At 55.9% G+C, this 20,247-nt stretch carries 18 protein-coding genes; 5 read left to right on the plus strand and 13 right to left on the minus strand.

The genetic code is table 11. The annotated features are described in order from the left end of the window. Positions 1 to 57 precede the first annotated feature (57 nt). The 3 genes from AC5RE1_RS06775 to AC5RE1_RS06785 all read right to left on the minus strand — a co-directional run bounded on the left by AC5RE1_RS06775 (position 58) and on the right by AC5RE1_RS06785 (position 3,292). Positions 58 to 1,236, minus strand: coding sequence for a hypothetical protein (locus AC5RE1_RS06775; RefSeq protein WP_493938478.1), 1,179 nt, complete (start codon positions 1,234 to 1,236; stop codon positions 58 to 60). A 206-nt stretch (positions 1,237 to 1,442) separates the two neighbouring features. Further along, positions 1,443 to 2,459: a class II fructose-bisphosphate aldolase gene (gene fbaA / locus AC5RE1_RS06780; protein ID WP_006680244.1), complete on the minus strand. Its 1,017-nt coding sequence runs from the start codon at positions 2,457 to 2,459 to the stop codon at positions 1,443 to 1,445. A gap of 209 nt (positions 2,460 to 2,668) precedes the next feature. Continuing rightward, entirely contained in the window at positions 2,669 to 3,292 is a 624-nt protein-coding gene (locus AC5RE1_RS06785; RefSeq protein ID WP_050998773.1) for a TrmH family RNA methyltransferase, read from the minus strand. Positions 3,293 to 3,441: 149 nt separating this feature from the next. On the opposite strand from AC5RE1_RS06785, the gene AC5RE1_RS06790 reads away from it, so the two are divergent. From AC5RE1_RS06790 to AC5RE1_RS06805, 4 genes are all read left to right on the plus strand, one after another. Then, a complete protein-coding gene (locus AC5RE1_RS06790; RefSeq protein WP_006680246.1) occupies positions 3,442 to 3,951 on the plus strand; it encodes a PH domain-containing protein in 510 nt (169 codons plus the stop codon). 45 nt (positions 3,952 to 3,996) lie between these two features. After that, positions 3,997 to 4,821: an HAD-IIA family hydrolase gene (locus AC5RE1_RS06795; RefSeq protein ID WP_006680247.1), complete on the plus strand. Its 825-nt coding sequence runs from the start codon at positions 3,997 to 3,999 to the stop codon at positions 4,819 to 4,821. 220 nt (positions 4,822 to 5,041) lie between these two features. Continuing rightward, positions 5,042 to 5,611: an orotate phosphoribosyltransferase gene (pyrE, locus tag AC5RE1_RS06800; RefSeq protein ID WP_006680248.1), complete on the plus strand. Its 570-nt coding sequence runs from the start codon at positions 5,042 to 5,044 to the stop codon at positions 5,609 to 5,611. Positions 5,612 to 5,629: 18 nt separating this feature from the next. Beyond that, positions 5,630 to 6,247 carry a hypothetical protein gene (locus AC5RE1_RS06805; protein ID WP_493938479.1) on the plus strand — a complete coding sequence of 206 codons (618 nt, stop codon included), beginning with the start codon at positions 5,630 to 5,632 and terminating at the stop codon, positions 6,245 to 6,247. Positions 6,248 to 6,420: 173 nt separating this feature from the next. Here AC5RE1_RS06805 and AC5RE1_RS06810 read toward each other — a convergent pair whose 3' ends face one another. The 3 genes from AC5RE1_RS06810 to AC5RE1_RS06820 all read right to left on the minus strand — a co-directional run bounded on the left by AC5RE1_RS06810 (position 6,421) and on the right by AC5RE1_RS06820 (position 10,912). Further along, the gene (locus AC5RE1_RS06810; RefSeq protein WP_493938480.1) at positions 6,421 to 8,457 is read right to left on the minus strand and encodes a C40 family peptidase; all 2,037 of its coding nucleotides are present in this window, start codon (positions 8,455 to 8,457) and stop codon (positions 6,421 to 6,423) included. 213 nt (positions 8,458 to 8,670) lie between these two features. Then, positions 8,671 to 9,954 carry a hypothetical protein gene (locus AC5RE1_RS06815; protein ID WP_493938481.1) on the minus strand — a complete coding sequence of 428 codons (1,284 nt, stop codon included), beginning with the start codon at positions 9,952 to 9,954 and terminating at the stop codon, positions 8,671 to 8,673. A 172-nt stretch (positions 9,955 to 10,126) separates the two neighbouring features. Then, complete coding sequence (locus AC5RE1_RS06820) at positions 10,127 to 10,912, minus strand: SDR family NAD(P)-dependent oxidoreductase (protein WP_493938482.1); 786 nt, start codon at positions 10,910 to 10,912, stop codon at positions 10,127 to 10,129. Positions 10,913 to 11,088: 176 nt separating this feature from the next. On the opposite strand from AC5RE1_RS06820, the gene AC5RE1_RS06825 reads away from it, so the two are divergent. After that, positions 11,089 to 11,886, plus strand: coding sequence for an exodeoxyribonuclease III (locus AC5RE1_RS06825; protein ID WP_493938483.1), 798 nt, complete (start codon positions 11,089 to 11,091; stop codon positions 11,884 to 11,886). Positions 11,887 to 11,921: 35 nt separating this feature from the next. On the opposite strand, the gene AC5RE1_RS06830 is transcribed toward AC5RE1_RS06825, so the two are convergent. The 7 genes from AC5RE1_RS06830 to AC5RE1_RS06860 form a co-directional block, all read right to left on the minus strand. Then, complete coding sequence (locus AC5RE1_RS06830; RefSeq protein WP_006680255.1) at positions 11,922 to 12,734, minus strand: serine hydrolase domain-containing protein; 813 nt, start codon at positions 12,732 to 12,734, stop codon at positions 11,922 to 11,924. A 166-nt stretch (positions 12,735 to 12,900) separates the two neighbouring features. After that, positions 12,901 to 15,537, minus strand: coding sequence for an ATP-dependent chaperone ClpB (clpB, locus tag AC5RE1_RS06835; protein ID WP_179369944.1), 2,637 nt, complete (start codon positions 15,535 to 15,537; stop codon positions 12,901 to 12,903). Between the two features lie 250 nt (positions 15,538 to 15,787). Continuing rightward, positions 15,788 to 16,777: a DUF5692 family protein gene (locus AC5RE1_RS06840; protein WP_493938484.1), complete on the minus strand. Its 990-nt coding sequence runs from the start codon at positions 16,775 to 16,777 to the stop codon at positions 15,788 to 15,790. 203 nt (positions 16,778 to 16,980) lie between these two features. Further along, positions 16,981 to 17,604 carry a TetR/AcrR family transcriptional regulator gene (locus tag AC5RE1_RS06845; protein WP_006680258.1) on the minus strand — a complete coding sequence of 208 codons (624 nt, stop codon included), beginning with the start codon at positions 17,602 to 17,604 and terminating at the stop codon, positions 16,981 to 16,983. 77 nt (positions 17,605 to 17,681) lie between these two features. Then, positions 17,682 to 18,362, minus strand: a complete 681-nt coding sequence (locus AC5RE1_RS06850) for a YbjN domain-containing protein (RefSeq protein ID WP_493938485.1) — start codon at positions 18,360 to 18,362, stop codon at positions 17,682 to 17,684. Continuing rightward, entirely contained in the window at positions 18,359 to 18,811 is a 453-nt protein-coding gene (locus AC5RE1_RS06855) for a type III secretion system chaperone family protein (protein ID WP_493938486.1), read from the minus strand. The genes AC5RE1_RS06850 and AC5RE1_RS06855 overlap by 4 nt, the downstream gene beginning before the upstream one ends. A 521-nt stretch (positions 18,812 to 19,332) precedes the next feature. Beyond that, positions 19,333 to 20,223, minus strand: a complete 891-nt coding sequence (locus AC5RE1_RS06860) for a hypothetical protein (RefSeq protein ID WP_006680261.1) — start codon at positions 20,221 to 20,223, stop codon at positions 19,333 to 19,335. Between the last annotated feature and the right edge of the window lie 24 nt (positions 20,224 to 20,247).

Consider the following 20,247-nt stretch of genomic DNA (forward strand, 5'->3'; position numbering starts at 1 on the left):
TCGTCAATAAGCAGTTGGCGCGATCATCACACGAGGACGCATCAATCGCAAGCGATACTAGCGGTCCTCTTTCGCACGCAGGTAACGCGACAGCGACAACTCTGCCACCGAATCAAACAGCAGAATAGCGCCGAGCACACCACCGAACTTCATCCAACCACGACGCGGAGCCTGCGCGCGCGCCGCGAGGGTCAGCAACATCGTGCCGACGATAGCCTCGGCACCGGCAAAATACTTCACCAGATGCGGACGATCGACGGCGATTGAATGGTAGGACTCCCATAGAGGCTGAGCCGGTGAATCCGGTTCCTTCAGCATGATGTCCACGCTACGACCGATCGCGTTTGAAATACCGCGAGCCATGTGGAGCTTCGCGCCTTCAACCTCATCGGCATCAATGTGCCCTAGCAGGAAGCCCGCAACGGACTCGGGCAGACCAAGCGCCTTCACCGCAGCGACAACAGCGTCATCACCGAACAGGGACGTCGACTTGTACAGATCGTCAACGTTCGACCCGTTCACCGCGTCCGCAATCTTCTTCAAATTCGGACGTTCGCCGACGAGATCCAGGATCTCGTCGTCAACCTCTGTCGGCACATTGTGCGCGCCCGGAATGATCTTTGAGTCCATCGCCCAGTTGTGAATAACAACGTGTTCCAAGTGGTCATCCGTGACCAGGAAAATTTGGAACTCATCATCCTGCTTCGACAGGGTTATCAGTGGCAGTTCACCGAAGTTCCAACCGGCTTTTTCAACCGGAAGCTCAGCAAGAAGCAGGCGCTGGCCACCATTGCCCTCAAGATCGGCAAGATCGATACCCTCAAGCGCTGCAAGCAACGGCACCGACGACGCAGGTGTATTACCAATCTCAACGATTCGCGAGGATTCTGCCGGCTCATCGTCATCCAAGTCGTCATCCCACACGTCAGCAAGCGGACTGCCCCCTTCGGGAGTATGGTCCACGACCACGGTCGAAATACGGACTTCGCCCTCAAAACGGGATGCAAGCTCTTCGGCAAGATCCTCGATTGTGGGACCTTCAGAAATCGTATTGTCACGAACAACGCCAAGACGACCGCCAGAAACAGCGAAGTCAACGCCCACAAAGTGCGGGGCAGACGGATACCACTCGACTTTCGCTAGGATGGCGCGCTCATGCAACTCATTGATAACGGCCTTGGGATCAAGACCCGCGCCGATGATCATGCCTTCAACTGAAGTCCACACCTGGCCCATAGCGACCACCCTTCTTACGTCGAACTGTTCTAATCTCATCACGTTTCACCCGCGTTGTCGCTATCTGAGGCACTCTTTCAGCGAAAGCGCGCAAAACTTCCAGTGTGGCCGGACAAAAGTGCGCCCTCACGCATGCGAAACAGGGCTAAACGCGGAAAGGGCCCGCAGCCGTAGCTGCGGACCCCGTCCGTTGATCAGGTAAAAGATCAGGCCATCTTGGTTCCGACGGAACCAAGACGCTGGCAAGCCTCGACGACGCGAGCAGCCATGCCTGCTTCAGCGGACTTGCCCCACGAACGCGGGTCGTACTGCTTCTTGTTGCCGACCTCGCCGTCGATCTTCAGGACACCGTCGTAGTTGCGGAACATGTGCTCCACGACCGGACGGGTGAAGGCGTACTGGGTGTCGGTGTCGACGTTCATCTTGATGACGCCGTTTTCGACTGCGAGGGCAATTTCCTCTGCGGTCGAACCGGAGCCACCGTGCATGACCAGGTCGAACGGACGGTTGTTCTTCCAACCAACCTTTGCTGCAACCTCTTCCTGGATGGTGCCCAGAATTTCGGGACGAAGCTTGACGTGACCCGGCTTGTAAACGCCGTGGACATTACCGAAGGTCAGAGCGGTCAGGTAACGGCCGTTCTCGCCAAGACCGAGGGCCTCAACGGTCTTGAGTGCATCTTCGGTGGTTGTGTAGAGCTTCTCGTTGATTTCGCCGACAACACCGTCTTCTTCGCCACCGACAACGCCGATTTCGATTTCGAGGATGGTGTTTGCCTTCTGGGAGAGGGCGAGGAGTTCCTTGGCGATCTCCAGGTTCTCGGCGAGCGGAACAGCGGAGCCGTCCCACATGTGCGACTGGAAGGTCGGCAGATCCTGGGTTGCTTCAATCTCCATGAGCGGGCGGATCCAGGAATCAATATTCTGCTTTGCGCAGTGGTCGGTGTGCAGAGCGATGGTCACGCCGTAGTTCTTGGCGACCTCGGTTGCGTATGCAGCGAGGGCGAGCGAACCGGTGACGCGGTTCTTGATCGTCGAACCGGAAGCGTATTCAGCGCCACCGACGGAAATCTGAACGATACCGTCAGATTCTGCCTCGGCGAAGCCCTGGATAGCAGCGGTAACGGTCTGGGAAGAGGTCACGTTGATCGCGGGGTAGGCAAACTTGCCTTCCTTCGCGCGGTTCAGCATCTCGGCGTAGACCTCAGGGGTTGCGACAGGCACAGGAGCCTCCTATTCGAACGACAGATTTGTCACTGGCTATTGTTCCACACATCGCAAGTTTCATGTGAGGTAGGAAGTCCCTATTTCCTGCACATAAGTGCCTCTAAGGTGGACTTTTGCCCGTGCAGGCAACAAAAAAACAGCGTAGTTTTAGCTTCGCCATCCCGGCCTCGCCGATGAGGAACGAGGCCGCGCACATCACTGAAGCGTCAGGCCAAACTGGACGCGTGCGCCCACATCGCGATTGCCGCCGCGTGGCCAACATTCATTGAGCGCGTCGATCCTCGCTGGGTAATGTGGACGATCACCTCGGCAAGGTCGCTCATTTCCTGGCTCAAACCGGAGGATTCCTCGCCGAAAATCAGGCACGCACGCTTCGGCAGTTCAGTGGATTCCAGTGGCTTGGAGCCCTCCACGTTATCGACGCCGACGAGGCTCATTCCGCGCTCTGCGCACGATCGGGCAAGGTCTTCGGGAGTCTGGCAGTGATCGATCTGCAGGTAGCGGTCAGTCACCATTGCCCCGCGACGATTCCAACGACGACGCCCGACGATGTGGACTCGGCTAGCTCCCAGCGCATTCGCAGTGCGCACGATAGACCCGATATTGAAGTCATGACCGAGGTTCTCGATTGCAACCTCGAACGGGAGCGCGTGGGCTGCGATGTCTTCGCGGATCGCGTCCATCGTCCAGTAGCGATACTGGTCTTCAACGTTACGATGATCGCCGTTCTTCAGTAGTTCAGGATCGTACTTTTCATCGGTCGGAAGCTCGCCAACCCACGGACCAACACCGGGCCTGCTTTCAGAAGCAGGCGTGGCCTCGTCCCCCATTGCACCACCGGAGAGCACACGGCCTGGCACCTGCGCACCGCGCTCACCGGCGCTGACGACATCCTGATAATCATTACTCACGGGCATAACGATAGCGTCTTGCATTACATAGCAAGCACAAGCGGGGGAAATAATGGCACGATTAAGACATGTCTCCACGTCATGCACTCTTGTCCCAAGACGAACACATTGTCCGCCGTATGCGCACGCACTTCAAAGCCATCCTTGGCAATACGCTGGCTGAGCTGGTTCTGATCATTGTCGGCGTCTTCGCGTCGGTCTACCTACCGACTGAGTGGGCGCCCTACAGCCACGAGATCGTCTGGGCAATCGTCATCGTCGCGACATTCCCGATCTTCATCATGCCGTTCATCCGCTGGTTCACCACGACCTTCACGCTGACCACGAAGCGCATCATCACGCGCCACGGCATCATCAATAAGAAGGGTCACGACCTGCCTATCACGCGCATTTCCGACGTAGCAATGGACCGCGACTTTATCGACCGCCTGTTCGGGTGTGGCACTCTGACTCTGCAGACCAGCGCAGACGACCCGCTTGTCCTGCACGATGTTCCGCGCGTCGAATACGTTCAAGTTGAAATCTCGAACCTGCTGTTCAACGACATTCACGGCGCAATCGACGCAGATCCCGAATAGACCCTTATCCATGTCTTTCCCCGATATTCCACATAGGATAAAGACATGACTGATAACGAAATCGCGCCCAAGGCGCTCACTGACATGCCACCTGTTTCCGCATGGCTTTCCGACATGGACGGTGTTCTGGTCAAGGAAAACCGCGCGCTTCCCGGAGCTCAGCAGTTCCTTGAGGCACTGCGCGCCAAGAACATGCCATTCTTGGTTCTGACGAACAACTCAATCTTCACCAACCGCGACCTGTCTGCTCGACTTGAACGGTCCGGTTTGGATGTTGCCGAGGAGCATATTTGGACTTCGGCAAACGCAACCGCAGCATTCCTGTCGCAGCAGTCACCCAACTCGTCCGCATTCGTGATTGGCGAGGCCGGACTGACGACCGCGCTCCACGGCGCCGGCTACATCATGACCGATCAGGATCCTGAGTACGTGGTGCTCGGCGAGACACGTAACTACGACTTCAACGCGATTACCCGAGCAATCCGACTGATCGAAAGTGGCGCAAAGTTCATCGCCACCAACCCGGACGTCACGGGTCCCTCGGATGAAGGCACACTGCCCGCCACCGGTTCGATCGCAGCAATGATCACCGCAGCCACCGGTAAGCGCCCCTACTTCGTCGGCAAACCGAACCCCGTGATGATTCGCGCAGGTCTGAACAAGATCGGCGCTCACTCTGAGCACGCTGCAATGGTCGGCGACCGCATGGACACGGATATTCAGGCGGGTGTTGAAGCCGGTCTGCGCACGCACCTTGTGCTGTCCGGCTCAACGTCAATCGAACAGGTCGAACAGTATCCATACCGCCCATTCGGAATTCACGAGGGTATTGGTGAGCTGATTGAGCTGGTCGAGGCAATCGCCGGCTGACCGCCTGTTTTCCCTTCTCGGGCTGAATGCTCGAGCTCTTGACGATACTGCCCCCAGCCTGAAGTGAACTGTCCTCCGGAAGAAAACTGAATAAATCAGTCCAACTTCCGGGAGACAGTTCAAAGGTTGGGGGCACTTTCGTATACGGCCGGCTACGGAGCGAGAGATGTGGCGAAAGCGTCCCATCCTCTATGCCCACCTACCGTCTAGACTGTGAAGCATGACGAATGACTCTCAAAAAGCCCGCCTGTCCGAACTCGTCAAGGAACTCGCCGTCATCCACGAAAAGGTGACTCTGGCTTCCGGTCGCGAATCTGATTTCTACGTTGATATGCGTCGCGCAACGCTTCATCACGAAGCTGCGCCCCTGATCGGCCACGTCATGCTCGATCTTTTGGAAGAATCCGGTTTCGCTCCGGGCGAAGACTATGTTGCAGTTGGCGGCCTGACCATGGGAGCAGACCCCGTTGCAGCCGCAATGATGCATGCCGCTTCTTCGCGTGGCCTCGACCTTGATGCTTTCGTTGTGCGCAAGGCTGCCAAGGATCACGGCATGAAGCGTCGCATTGAGGGGCCGGACGTGGTCGGCAAGCGCGTGGTTGTCCTCGAAGACACCTCGACCACTGGCGGTTCACCTCTGGAAGCTGCCACTGCTCTGCGTGAAGCAGGAGCCGAGGTCGTTGCTGTTGGAGTCATCGTTGACCGCGCAACTGGCGCTAAAGAACGCATCGAGGCTGAGGGATTCCCCTACTTCTATGCGCTCGGTCTTGAAGACCTCGATCTGGCCTGATTTCGCGGTAGGAATCTGATGCGAAATCAACTCTTTCCGGGACGTTGCTCAGTGTGTTTGAGCGCGGTTGCAGGTCTCACGCTTACTCTTGGCGCATGCTCACCATCGCCCAAGGCAAGCCCACAATCTGCCCCCACAGCGCAGTCAATCGGATCTGAGGCTGGAGCGGGGATCTATGCCGATCCTCAATCAACCCAAGCGCTTCCCGAGATGAGCGCTCCTTCAGCGGGCTGCCAAGCGATGGATGACATTCTCGTCCAGGCACTCGAGTCCTTACCTGAAGGACAAGCCTTTACTGAAGCAACAGTCTCGGGCAATTCCACCACTGCAACTACCGCGTGGGCTTCTTTCGTCAAGGCTTTTGCCTCGGCACAAACTGATGCTCTGGTGCAAGCAGGATCGGTGGATTCCACTGGTACTCATGCAACGGAGGCGTTCAAAGCGTACGCGGATGCAAGTGCGCGCCTGTCTGACGGCTCCTTAAACGAATACGTTGATGATCGGGCTGCAGAAGAAGCAATTAAGACCGGGAAGATGCCCGAGTTGAACCCCGAATATGCATCAACTGTGGAGCTCTTCAACTCCGCGCACATCACCTTGACCAACTGTCTTCCGCACTGGCCAATCGTGTTCTAAGACAGAGTTCCAAGGCAGATCTCCAAGGAAAATCTCAAGACCAGTAAAGATCTCAAGACCAGTAAAGACTCTCGCTTCCCTATACTGACGAACGAGGCCCCTCAGTTTCCTGAGGGGCCTCGTTACGTGCCGGCAAACTGGAAAGCTACCGACCTGCTAGATCACGATTCTCTTTACGGGAACGGGCGAATGATCCACGGTGCGGTGTTGGAGTATCCGTAGCTGGTCCACACGGAATCAACACGAGCCGGATTCCCCATCCAGTCGGTGTGGACAACCCGCTCATTACCCAAGTAGAGCGACACATGCGTCACTACGCCACCCGACGTGTAGAAGATCAAGTCACCACGTTGCCTTTGCGACAGCGGAAGATATTGGAATCCGGAGTAGTTGTAGAGCTCCTGCGAGGTGCGATAGGCAGGCCACGCATGCTTGAGCACGTTAATCGGTTGTGGATCAAGGCCACCTGCGTGTAGTGCTTGAAGCACCAAACCCGAACAGTCAAAGCCCAAGTTGTACGGGCCAGCTCCACCCCAAGTGTAGGGCGATCCCACCTGCGCCAAGGCGTAGGAAATCATTGCTTCAATGTGTTCGGAGCGGGTTGCGCTAACCGAAACGGTCGGCGCAACTTGATACTGGTCGACATACCAGGAATACCCGGTTCCCATCGCGTTCCATGTGCGCTCGTCGACGACGCCCGTTTGTGGCAGGCCCGCTCGACGCTGGAAGTTACGCACTGCCGACATAAAACTACTGTCAACGGACGCCAGCTTCATCGTGTGCCAGATACCTAGGCGCTGTTGAACGATTCTGACTTTCACGCCGTTCATGCCGTAGGTCAGAGTATTGGTAGCCCATCCAAGGGACTGAATTGACATTGTCGGTTGTAGATAGCCGGCAGGAGCTTGGTAGTTGACCCATTGACCCGATGAGAGGAAGTTGTACCATTTCCCGTCGATCGTGCGACCAGCATTCGCCATGATGCCTGTAACGGGATCAAGGTAGTACCAATCTAAACCAACCCGTTGCCATCCAAGACCGACTTCACCTGAAGGCTTGCGGTAATGCCAACCATCTGCGCGCTTGTACCATCCGGTCAACATCGCACCGTTAGATGCGAACTCATAGGAGTTCCCGCCGATAGTTCGCTCGCCTGTCGCCATGATGCCTGTAACGGGATCAAGGTAGTACCACGTACCTCGATCATTCAACCAACCATGAACTTCATCGCCGAGCGTAGTCGCGTAATGCCACCCATCGGACATCTCAACCCAGCCGGTCTTCATTGCGCCATTGGCGTCGAAAGTGTAGGTCCTGCCACCAATTGTCTTGGAAGCATTTTCAACCATGACGCCATTTGATGGATCGAGGTAATACCACACCCCATTCAGACCCAGCCAGCCGAGGTACTCGACGCCGTTGGAATCGGAATAGCGCCAGCCTTCCTTCAGCTTGGTCCAGCCGGTAGACATTGCACCTGAAGCGTTGAACACGTAGGTGGTTCCATTGATCGTGCGTCGGCCGGTCTGCATGATTCCCGTGGACGGATCAAGGTAGTACCACGTACCTCGATCATTCAACCAACCATGAACTTCAACGCCGAACGTAGTCGCGTAATGCCACCCATCGGAGATCTCAACCCAACCGGTCAACATCGCGCCGGAGGCATTGAAGAAGTAGGTTTCGTTTTCCACTTGCTTCTGGCCGGTGACCATCTGTCCCGTTTCAGAATCGAGGTAGTACCACGTACCTCGATCATTCAACCAACCTGTGGTAAGAGCACCAGACGCGGATGCGTAGAACCACGAATCAGAGTTGCGGAACCAGTTACTTGCCATGGTCCCGTTCGCATCGAAGTAGTAGGTGGAGCCGTTAATGCGCGCCCACGAGTCTTTCAGGAGCGTCCCATCGGGTTGCTTCCACTGCCAGACGCCGGAGTAGATCCATGAACCTTCAGGGGATTGCAAAGGCTCGTGGGCAGTCGTCTTTTTCGGGGTAGCGACAGGAGCTACGGTTTCAGCTCCTAGAGGTGAAGTACCCCCCACTTGATTCTGCGGGTTTTCTTGGGGATCGCTCTGGGTTGCGACGGTCAAAGGTGCGCTTTCACCGTTTTCGTCAGCAAACGTGGCGACGTTCGTCGACAGGACAAGCCCAGAGATAACACACGCGCTTGCCAATGTACGCCACGGGACTTGGTGTGAAACTCTCATTGTTCCCCTTGTATTGCAATTCCGTAGATGGCACCAAGATCAGCCACATTGGATTACTAGTAAATACTACTCAGGAATCACCTTATCGAATGGCGCACGTTACTGTACAGCAGCGAATCACGACGAAATGAGCACGTCGACTTCCGGACTATCCAGCACATCGAACAATTTCACGTTCGGGGTTGCGCGGATTTTACGAGGACGACCAGACGTTCAGGAACGCCATACTCCAGAAGCGTCGAAGGAGTAGGTTTTTCCACCAATATTCTTCGAGGTGTTTGCGACCATGATGCCCGTTGAGGGATCCATGTAGTACCAGTAGCCGTTCACGATTGCCCAGCCAACAGCCTCGGCACCACTGGTTGAGGAGTAGTGCCAACCATCGCTCAGACGTGCCCAGCCGGTAGACATTGCACCCGAAGCGTTGAACACGTAGGTGGTTTCATTGATCGTGTGGCGTCCGGTCTTCATGATTCCCGTGGACGGATCAAGGTAGTACCACGTTCCTCGATCATTCAACCAGCCGTAGGTTTCGTACCCGGATGCGTTGAGGTAACGCCAACCGTCAGAGTTTGATACCCAGCCGGTCTTCATCTTGCCATTGGCGTCGAAAGTGTAGGTCCTGCCACCAATTGTCTTGGAAGCATTTTCGACCATGACGCCATTTGATGGATCGAGGTAATACCACGCCCCATTCAGACCCAGCCAGCCGAGGTACTCGACGCCGTTGGAATCGGAATAGCGCCAGCCTTCCTTCAACTTGGTCCAGCCGGTAGACATTGCACCCGAAGAGTTGAACACGTAGGTGGTTCCATTGATCGCGCGTCGGCCGGTCTGCATGATTCCCGTGGACGGATCAAGGTAGTACCAGGTGCCGTTCAGCTTGAGCCAGCCGAAGACGCGGTCACCTAATGCGTCGATGTAGCGCCAACCTTGCGACATGGAGACCCAGCCGGTCTTCATCTTGCCGTCAATGTCGAAGAGGTATAGCTTTCCGTTGATGGTCTTCTCCGTGTCTGCGACCATCTTGCCGGTCGTCGGATCAAGGTAGTACCAGGTTTCGCCGAGCTTGAGCCAGCCGGCGGTGTGTAGGGCTCCCGCATAGCCTCCTGAAGGCTGGAAATAGTACCAAGTGCCATCCTCTTTGTACCAACTGGTATTCATCCAGCCTGTTGTATCAAAGTGATAGATGTGCCCATTGATTTTTGCCCAGGTTGACGCAATCTGGAGACCCGTGCCGTTAGCAGCCCAACGCCAATCGCCACCAATGTTCTGCCAGTTTCCTCCGGACGGGGCGTAGGGAGTGGTGGAGGTTGTCACCGTTGAAGGGGACAAAGGATTTACGCCCGACTGCAGGTCCATCTGAGCTGCTTGCGGAATAGTTACCCCTGTTGCACTCTGCGCGGAGTCGGCGCTTGTCGCTTTTACTCCGGAAATGATAAGCGCGGCAGCTACGAGGCCAAGCAGAGCCGTTCGCTTCGTCATACGCAGTTTCATTGGCGAGTTCTTCCTTCAATCGACTGATCGTTGAATGGGAGTCAACGGACACACGTCGAGCAGACATGTCATTACAGAGTATCGGTGAACAAAATGAGGGAGCAAGAGCTAAACCACATTATTATCACCAATCACATTAGTAACAGTAGCCCCATTAAGTGCTGATACGCACTCACATATGCGGAACAGCCCGCATCACACGACGCGTCAAAGAACGCGGAGCAAACTTCATCAACGCCATCCCGACCTTCGCAGGAACAGTCGGTGTGACCAACACTTTCCCGCGACGCACCGCGTCAAGGCCAGCAGTCACAACTTCCTCAGGGGTCGCCAAGAACGTATCCGGCACCTCTTCCATATCGACACCAGCCTTTGTAAAGAATTCAGTACGAACCGGCCCCGGCATAACAGCGGTAGCAGTCACTCCCGAGCCTCGTAATTCCTCCGACAGGCCCTCGGTGAACGCAACGACCCATGCTTTATGCGCGGAGTAGGTGCCCGCCCCTGTTCGCGACGCTACCGATGCCGTGTTGATGATGGCACCTCGGTGGCGCACGCGCATCGACCGAGCTGCATGATGCGACAACACCATCACCGCACGAACCATGACATCCAAGCCATAGAGCTCAGCATCAAGGTCGTTGTCAGGGAAGGACGTACCTAGCCCGAATCCGGCATTATTCACCAGCAGATCGATGGGCTTCAGAGCCGAAGCGCCCACTTCAGCACCACCCACATCCAGACGCTCAGCGACGCGAGCCAGCTGGTCAGGATTCGCCAAGTCAGCGACGATCACCTCTGCGTTAATCCCCGCGTAGGCGTGAAGTCGCTCCGCAAGCTGATGCAATGTCGCTTCACTCCGTGCCACCAGGACCAGGTCATGGCCACCTGCAGCCAGTTGCCAACAAAACTCTTCGCCAATGCCCGACGTCGCGCCGGTAACAAGTGCAGTTCCCATGAGATAAGCCTACGAGGCAAAACACGCCAGCGTCAGGGACCTTCACCCTCAACTACCGCAGGAGCGAAAGAGACTGACAAACAGGTCTTTGGCGAACAAGCGCGGACTCAATCCGTGAACAAGCGAAGTCAAACCCCGAACAAGCGAGGTCGGAGCCTGCCGGCTAGGGTTTACCCATGAGATTTGCTACCTGGAACGTCAACTCCATCCGCACCCGCGTCGATCGCGTCATCGCTTTCCTTGAACGCTCGAGCACAGACGTACTAGCGATGCAGGAAATTAAGTGCAAACCCGACCAGTTCCCCGTCGACCAGTTCACCGAAGCGGGGTACGAGGTTCGGATTCACGGCCTGAATCAGTGGAACGGTGTTGCGGTAGCCTCGCGCCTACCGATTCTTAAGGTCGAGGATCATTTCGCGGGCCAACCCGCATTTGGGAATCCTCCGGTTGTGGAGGCTCGCGCACTCGGCGTTACTGTCGAATCGCCCGATAGCTCACCGTTCACGATCTGGAGCCTGTATATCCCGAACGGTCGTGAGCTGACCGACCCTCATTACGTCTACAAGCTCGAGTGGCTACGCGTCTTGAAGGAAAACGGGGTGCAGTGGCTGTCTGAGGACCCGAAGGCGCAGATCGCCATGGTCGGTGACTGGAATGTCGCCCCCTTTGATGAGGACGTGTGGGACATGACCGCATTTGCCGACGCCACCCACGTCTCACAACCCGAGCGCGACGCATTCTTTGCTTTCGCCGATGATGGGTGGGACGAAATCACCCGCGACCGCGTCACCAACTACACCTACTGGGATTACCAGAAGCTACGCTTCCCGAAGAATGAGGGCATGCGCATTGACTTTGTGTACGCCTCCCCCGCGTTGGCGTCGCGTGTGGTTGAGGCTCAGATCGATCGGGATGAGCGTAAGGGCAAGGGCGCGTCGGATCATGTGCCAGTCATCATCGACATTGCCGACTGACCACTTGGAATCAGAGCCACCTTCGCGCCTGACAGTTAGGCATTCACGAGGCCCTGCAATTGGGCGTTGAGCTGTGACCATTGTTCCTTATGCCAGGGGCCGAATTCTTGTGAACCAAGGAACGCTGCGGTCGCGTCGTGTTCACGGTCAACCCAGAGGAACGAGCCTGAGACTCCGAAGTGGCCGAATGTTGTGGCCGGGGCATCTGGGGCGGTCCAGTGCGGGTTCTTCGTTCCCCGGATTTCAAGGCCGAGTCCCCACGGGCACGGGTTATGCCGACCGTATCCGGGGACAACGCCCGCGAGGTTGGGGAACTGCGGGGTTACCGCTTCAGTCGATAGCGCATCGCTGATCAAAGTTGGATGCAGGAGCTCCTGGCCGAGGATCAGCAGGTCATCAATACTTGCTCGCCCAGAGCGTGCGACTGAACCGGGAACGTCCGCCGTTGTCATGCCCAGAGGCTCGATCACGGATTCTTCAATCCATCGACCGATGTCTGTTCCCGTTGCTTCGGCAACCGCATCACCAAGGATCTCGAAACCGGCGTTGGAGTAAACACGTCGTTTTTCGACGCCGAACTGTGCATCGCGAGATTCTGCGGGCAAGCCCGAGGCGTGAGCCAGAAGGTGGCGAATCGTGGACCCTTCGGGACCAGCCGGATCGCCCAAACTGATAAAGCCTCGCTGGACTGCAACCAACGTTGACCATGCCATCAGAAGCTTCGTGACAGACGCCAGCGGATAGACGGTCGACGTGTCACCAACCTTGACCAGGGTCTGTCCCCCAGCATTCAACGCATACGCATGAGCAAAAGGAATATCCATCAGTTCGCTCGTGATCACTGCCATGCGTGTCCCCTTCTGCGTTGTGACGCTCGCTCGATTGTTCGGGCCGTGCTGTTATCGGTGTGCCCCCCTATTCTAAACGCGCCCTTATCGGCCACGAGTTCTGGTGACAAGTGCACGTGTGGGGCGCGCGTTGAAAACCCGCGCCCCACACGGCCTCGTGAATCAATCAGCAGGAGAAGATGTCCGGCTCTTCACCTTCTGCGACTACCTGCATCGACAGAGTCTCCAAGTCTTCGGAAACATCGACGCGAACGGTCGAACCATCGCCAACCTCGCCGGCTAGAAGCATCTTCGCCAGCTTGTCACCGATTTCCTTCTGGATCAGGCGACGTAGCGGACGAGCACCGTAAGCCGGGTCGTAGCCAATCCGGGTCAGCAGACCGCGGGCAGGCTCGGACACATCGAGCGTGATGCGACGGCTCTCAAGACGCTTCGCGAGCTGGCCGACCATCAGGTCAACAATGCCAGCCAAGTCATCCGCCGACAGCGGGTCGAACATGACCGTCTCATCCAGACGGTTTAAGAACTCCGGCTTGAATGCATGACGCACCGTCTCCATCACCGCATCAGTCTTCATCTCTTGCGTCAAAGACTGATCGGATAGGAACTGCGAGCCAAGGTTCGATGTCAAAATCAAGATCGTATTCCTGAAATCAACCGTGCGGCCCTGACCGTCAGTCAAGCGACCATCGTCGAGAACCTGAAGCAGAATGTCGAAGATTTCCGGATCAGCCTTTTCGACCTCATCCAAAAGGATCACCGAATACGGACGACGGCGAACAGCTTCGGTCAGCTGACCACCCTGCTCGTATCCAACGTATCCCGGAGGGGCGCCGACGAGGCGCGCGACCGAATGCTTCTCGGAGTACTCCGACATGTCGATGCGAATCATCGCTCGCTCATCATCGAAGAGGAACTCCGCCAGCGACTTCGCCAGCTCCGTCTTACCGACACCCGTCGGACCGAGGAACAGGAACGAACCGGTCGGACGATTCGGATCCGCAATCCCCGCACGGGAACGCCGAACCGCATCGGACACCGCCGCGACGGCCATCTTCTGACCAATCAGTCGATGCCCGATCGCATCTTCCATGGTCAGAAGCTTCTCGGTTTCCGTCTGTAGGAGCTTACCGGTCGGGATACCCGTCCAGGACTCCACGACTTCCGCAATCTCAGCCGGCCCAACCTTCTCTGCGATCATCGGCTCGCCGGCTGCTTCATCTTCCGCTTCAGCGTTCGCCTCGGCTTCGCCAATCTGGCGTTCGACCGCGGGGATTTCACCGTTCTGAAGCCTTCCGGCTTCTTCCCAACGATTCTCACGGATAGCAAGTTCCAACTGAGTACGCAGTTCATCCAGCTGAACGCGCAGATCACCGACCTTGTTATGCCCGGCCTTCTCTGCCTCCCAGCGTCCAGTTAATGCAGTCAGCTCTTCCTGCTTATCAGCGAGGTCCGCACGAAGCTTCTCTAGGCGAATCTGGGTCGCTTCATCCGTCTTATCCGAATCAGATTCGGTCAGATAGGATTCTTCCATTCGCAGACGATCCACCTGGCGACGCAACTCATCGATCTCGATCGGGGAAGAATCAAGTTCCATCCGCAGACGAGACGCAGCCTCATCAATCAAGTCGATCGCCTTATCCGGCAGTTGACGCCCCGTGATGTAGCGATCCGACAAGGTTGCCGCCGCAACGAGCGCACCATCGGAGATTGTCACCTTATGGTGGGCCTCGTACTTCGGCGCAATACCGCGCAAGATCGCAACCGTATCCTCAACGGACGGTTCGCCGACGAAAACCTGCTGGAAACGACGTTCCAGAGCCGGGTCCTTTTCAATGTTCTCGCGATACTCGTCCAGCGTGGTCGCGCCAACCATGCGCAGTTCGCCACGCGCAAGCATCGGCTTGAGCATATTGCCAGCATCCATCGCACCTTCAGACCCACCACCGGCACCGACGACCGTGTGAAGCTCGTCGATAAAGGTGATGACCTGCCCGTCAGAGCGCTGGATTTCTTCGAGGACAGCCTTCAGACGCTCCTCAAATTCACCGCGGTATTTCGCGCCTGCCACCATCAATGCCAGGTCGAGAGCAATAAGCGTCTTATCCTTCAGGGATGCCGGAACATCGCCCGCGACAATACGCTGAGCCAACCCTTCGACAACCGCAGTCTTACCCACACCGGGCTCACCGATGAGGACAGGGTTGTTCTTCGTACGACGCGACAGTACCTGCACAACGCGACGAATCTCCGCGTCACGACCGATCACCGGGTCGAGCTTGCCTTCGCGAGCAACCTCGGTCAGGTCTCGCCCGTACTTCTTGAGAGCTTCGAAGCTCCCCTCCGGGTCAGGTGATGTAATCGGATTCGGACGGAGCGTCTTCAGAGCTTCCTCCAAAGCGGTGGGCGATGCCGCGTTGTGAGAAAGAATGGTGCCGGCCTCGCTCTTTGACGCGGCAAGCGCAATCATCAGGTGTTCAGTCGACACATAAGCGTCGCCAGCCTTTTCTGCACGCTTCTGAGCGTCGTTGATGACTCCCATCAGAGCCTGGTCTGCCTGAGCGTTTTGGGCGGTCGAGCCTTGAATACTTGGCAATGCGAGCAGAGCGTTACGCGCTCTCGCGCCGATCGTCTTACGGTCGGCACCGACAGCATCGAGAAGCGCCGTCGCAATTCCTTCGTTCTGAGTCAGCAGAGCATTCAAAAGATGCAGGGGCGTAACTCCCGGGTTGCCAGCTGCCCTGGCTGACTCGAGCGCAGAGCCAATAGCTTCCTGCGCTTTCGTCGTGAATTCGTTGGTCATATTTCCTCCAGTGACGCATTGCGTCGAGATATGGGCACGTGGCGATCCCACGTGCGTCTGCATATATCAACGCTCCAAAGTTGAGTCTATTCCACTCAACTTTATTTTTCTCGCCGAAAACTCAACTTCCGCCCCTTCCGCTTCCCTATTCACGAGGCCAGCTACTCACCCTTAGCCGACAAAGGTGATCTGACAAGCGAAAACCCCGCCCGGCACATTGCCGGGCGGGGCCTCGTCCATACGAACTGGATCAGGCGATACCCACATCCTCGCGGCGCGCCATTGCAGCCTCGAAATCCTTCGTCCCCACGAAGATTTCATTCGTGTACGGGTTACGGCCAAGCTTGCGCGAACGGTAGATCACGTAGCCGAGAGCCAGAATGTTGGCAACCAGAGCGAGAATCGAAACAAACAGGTTCACATTCGGATTATTCACGGACCGAACCGAGAAGTTCGAGTAGTCCTGGAACGCGGGAACAACCTGCGCGAACATACACCAGAGAGCCAACGTATTTGCACGATTCTGGATCCAACCACCCTTATTCCAGAAGGCGTTGGCAACCGTCGGTGCAAGAAGCAGGGCAACACCGCAGTACCAGGCGTGAGTCGGCAAACAGTTGTAGGTGTAGCAGAAGTTCCAGAGGTCGTAGGCGACAATGAACACCCACGTCATGTCTGGCCAGAGCATGTCCTGCTTCTTTCGAGAAGCGTAGATACCAAACCAGCCGGTCATCAGGAAGATATTGATCAGACCCGCGATGCCATTGAAGACATTGTGCCAACCGCCCATCAGCGTGACACCTTCGGAGGAAACCCAGGTCGTGCCGAATGCGCGGAACGCCGACTCAAAATCAGAGACAACGGCAATCAGAATGTTGATCGCAACAATAACGAACGGGAAGCACTTGAATGCATGTGAACGACCGATTTTTCCCCAGCCATACTTCAGCATCATGAAGCCAATACAGCCAGCAGTTGCCGCATAGAGCTTCGCATAGTGGAACCAGCTATTCATGTGCACGTAGGTCGGGTTATTGAGCGCCCACTCGGCACCCTGTCCAGCACCTACGTAGATCGCAATGAAATAGACCGTCAAAATAGCCGGCAGTACAAGGAAACAGAAGATGCCTCCCGCCTTTGTACGACGCGCGATCTCATTCGCTCCGATGAGCGCAGCGAAAACTAGCACCCATCCAATCCACTGATATGCGGCATGTTCGCCGTAGACCTCGAACAACATTGTTCTTGCCTTCCTTGCACTCACAGGACGCTGAGTCGTGACACGGACTCAAGAAATGAAGGTCCACCCTTCGGGGTCAAGATCCAGATTCAAAGCGCGCGCCACTACAGATATGAACTGACTCACACAGTCTAGGGCCAACATTTACACCCTGTCAATCACTGTTTGAGCTCCGCGCATTCCCTCAATGAAGAAATCCTTCATCAATCGAGTTGAACGAGATCGTCAATCTGGAGGGTGTGGGCGACGATTCGTTTAACCGCCGCTTCGCTGATATCCGGGCGCGTTCTCATCAGGGAGATCAGACCGACGATAAGCATGTAGAAGGTCTCGTAAAGGTCACCAATTTTGATCTCATGGTGTCGGCGGAAATCTTCTACGGTGTTATCCACAATGAAGTGCGCAATACGGTCGGCCGCGCGGTCAATGAACTGCAGATACAGTTGCCCGTTCCCAGTCCCCGCCAAGCTCATGCTGAATGGACTGTCTTGATCGATGATCGAACACATAAGATGCACTGCGTCATCAAGAGCTTTATCAACGTTTCCGAGTTCTCGCCCCTCGTTCCACTGACGAACCTGAGCGAGAAAGTCATCAATCACACTGTCGAGGACCGCCGAGGCGGCTTCATCTTTGGTCGCAAAGTAGTGGTAGAACAGGGAGCGCGTGAGGTTCGCTCGCTTCGAGATTGAAGAAACCGTCATCGCTGTAGCCCCACGCTCAACAATCTCAGCTCGGACAGCGTCGAGGATGTGAGAACGCGTCGTTTCACCGCGCTCATTCAGCAGGGGATAAGCTGTAGCCCGCGATGTGAGCGGAGTGTCCATCACATCCCCCCTTTAATAAATGACTGTGTCTGCCACATGATCGGCAGAGTTCCTACGCTAGTGTCGCGAACAGCGCACTATTCGCTGTAGTCGCCGTTCATGTCAGATTCCGATGGAGCTGGGCCAAATTTCTGATCTACTTCCTCAAAGAAGGCGGAAATTGTGCCGATTCCGCATTTGCACTGAGTAACAAGCTGCGCATCAGAAAGCCCCCACTCACAGTCCAAGTTCACTTCTGCCAGAATTCGAATCTCTCCGTTCTTTTCAGTAAACGAAGCCATCGGCCACAGGTGAGTCGCATGCCAATCTTCAATCAGTAGCTCGACTTCTGACCTCAGCTGAGCATCAACGGGGGTGCTTCGAAAGGCAATAATTGTGAAGATTTCATTCTTCTTGCCGGTGATCCGGAACACGTACTGATTCGAATCGAAACCTGTCACAAAGTCGCCCTCGTCGTCGATCTCCCAATTCCAACCCTGTGAGTCGAAAAAGAACCCGACACGTTCAAGGGTGACTGGACGAGTCAGATCCAGCTGATCGGGCTGGTCCGAACGATCCTGCACATCATCTGCCGAAGAAGCTCCCCTACCTTGGTCTTCCCCGTTGTCATCTTCACTGGGAACCTGAAGGGACTGGAGTTCTTGCAGGTCTGCGTCTACATCTAGGACGAGGCCGTCTTTGGCAGAAGCATCCTTTGGCACTTCATCTGCTACTTGGGCTTTCAAGATCTTCTTAATTCGATCAAAGATTCCGCTCATAACGACAGCTCCTCGTTCAGTGCTTCAAAGAATTGCATCCCCGTGCCAAGCGCACAATCGATCTGCTGGTAGAGCTGTTCGTCTGTTGCGCCAGACTCCCAGTCAACAGTGTTCTCTACTCGAATATTGACGACTCCCTGATCGTTAAGGGTCGAGCAGACTTTCGGCCAGAGGTGTTTCCTATGCCAGTCAGCAATAAAAGCACGTGCCTCTGGTAGACGGTCCGGATTGATGGGGTTACCCCAGCCACCCAGGATATGGAGAATCTCTTGGTTCTTTCCAGTCAACAAAAAATAAAAGGTGTAGCCATTCCAGCGACCACCCAAATCGCCTTCATTATCAACGAACCACGTCCAGCTACGTTGATTGAAAAGATCCTTCAGGCGGTCTTGAGTTACCGGGGTAGGAATCTTCAATCGATCTGCGCTGTTTGACTCGATGTGACCCATGCTTTCCTTCCCCTTTTTAACGAAATTACCGTTTATCTCTACCAATAACGCTAAGAAACGCATTGTTTCACGATGTCGATACCTGCGCTGAACCGTTCTCCATTCAGGGATGAGCAGTCATCCCAGGCAATCACGTGCCATGGCATCGTTGCCGCCCCACCATTGTTCCCAGTCTAGAAGAGACCATGTAGAAATCATCGTGCATTTAGCGTCAATCTAGTGTGTACATGGTCCATGTCAGAATCTTGATATGAATGCTGGCATCTTCTTCATTTAAAGCCCAAAACAGCGCCATGCACCCTCGTGGGCATCCCTCTTCCAAACGCTCGGCGACTGACAGTCCCGGAAAAGAAACACGAACGCCCTCGCAGTTTTTCAGTGAAGAGGATCTTCCCTGTCACTCTGGAAGAAGCGAACCAAGAAGAACCTCGTCGACGCCGAGGAAAACACCCAGGGTGGACGTGAGGGCGAGGCGGTATCACTACCAGCCTCGCCCTCACGCGAAAGAAACTGTCAGGACATCACTGCCACTGATACGGCGAACCTATCTGAGTGGCGCGGATTTGCGAACGCTTACGATTCGTCACCACCAGCCAGATGATGCCGGCAATCAGTAGGATCAGACCAAGAATTCCGATTCCCGTCGCCCAAGCAACTCCCGACATTCCAGCCCCCACCAAATCGTCGGCGGTAACACCAGAAATTGCCATCAATCTAGTGGTTTCACCCTCACATTCAACGACGTAATTTCCGGGCGCCAGACCATCAATGTAGAAAGTGTCCGTCGCACTCGTCGTCATCTTATATTCGGTGTCCGTTTCAACCGAGGTGACCTTACACGAGTAGAGGGTGCCCGCGTAAGCCGAAGGATCCGAACGTGAGGCCGTCACCATCAGCGATCCGCCGTCACCGATGGTGATTGTGTCGCCAGAGCGGATCTCATTCGTTCCAGCAATAACACCGTCAAGATCGAGACCAGCCAGAGCGCCCACCAACAGGGAAATCGGGGCAACGATAAACATCATCAGCAAGCCAACGACCATCATGATGATCGAACCGGCACGGCTAGGAAGCTTCTGAGGCACACCCGGCATCGGCATTCCAGCAACGTTGGGGCCACCAGCCTGTTGGCCGCCATAGGGCTGTCCCATCGGCTGATTCATCGGCTGACCCGGGTACTGAGGTGCATCAGAATTCCACTGCGCTTGCGCACCCTGCGGGTAGCCCGCGCCACCATCATTGAACGTCCCACCCGCGTAAGAACCGTAGGTTGGATTCGATGAACCGGAGACCTCGCCGTACTGAGGCCACGGTGTTTGGGATGAAGCCTGAGGGGCTTGTCCGTTGAAACCGGTCGCGAAACCACCATTCGGCTGGCTACCAGTCGGATCGGTGTTCATTTCAGGGGTCATCAATCCTCCAGATCGATAGTCAAT

The organism is Actinotignum sp. usb-actsch-rep-73 (assembly GCF_059082735.1).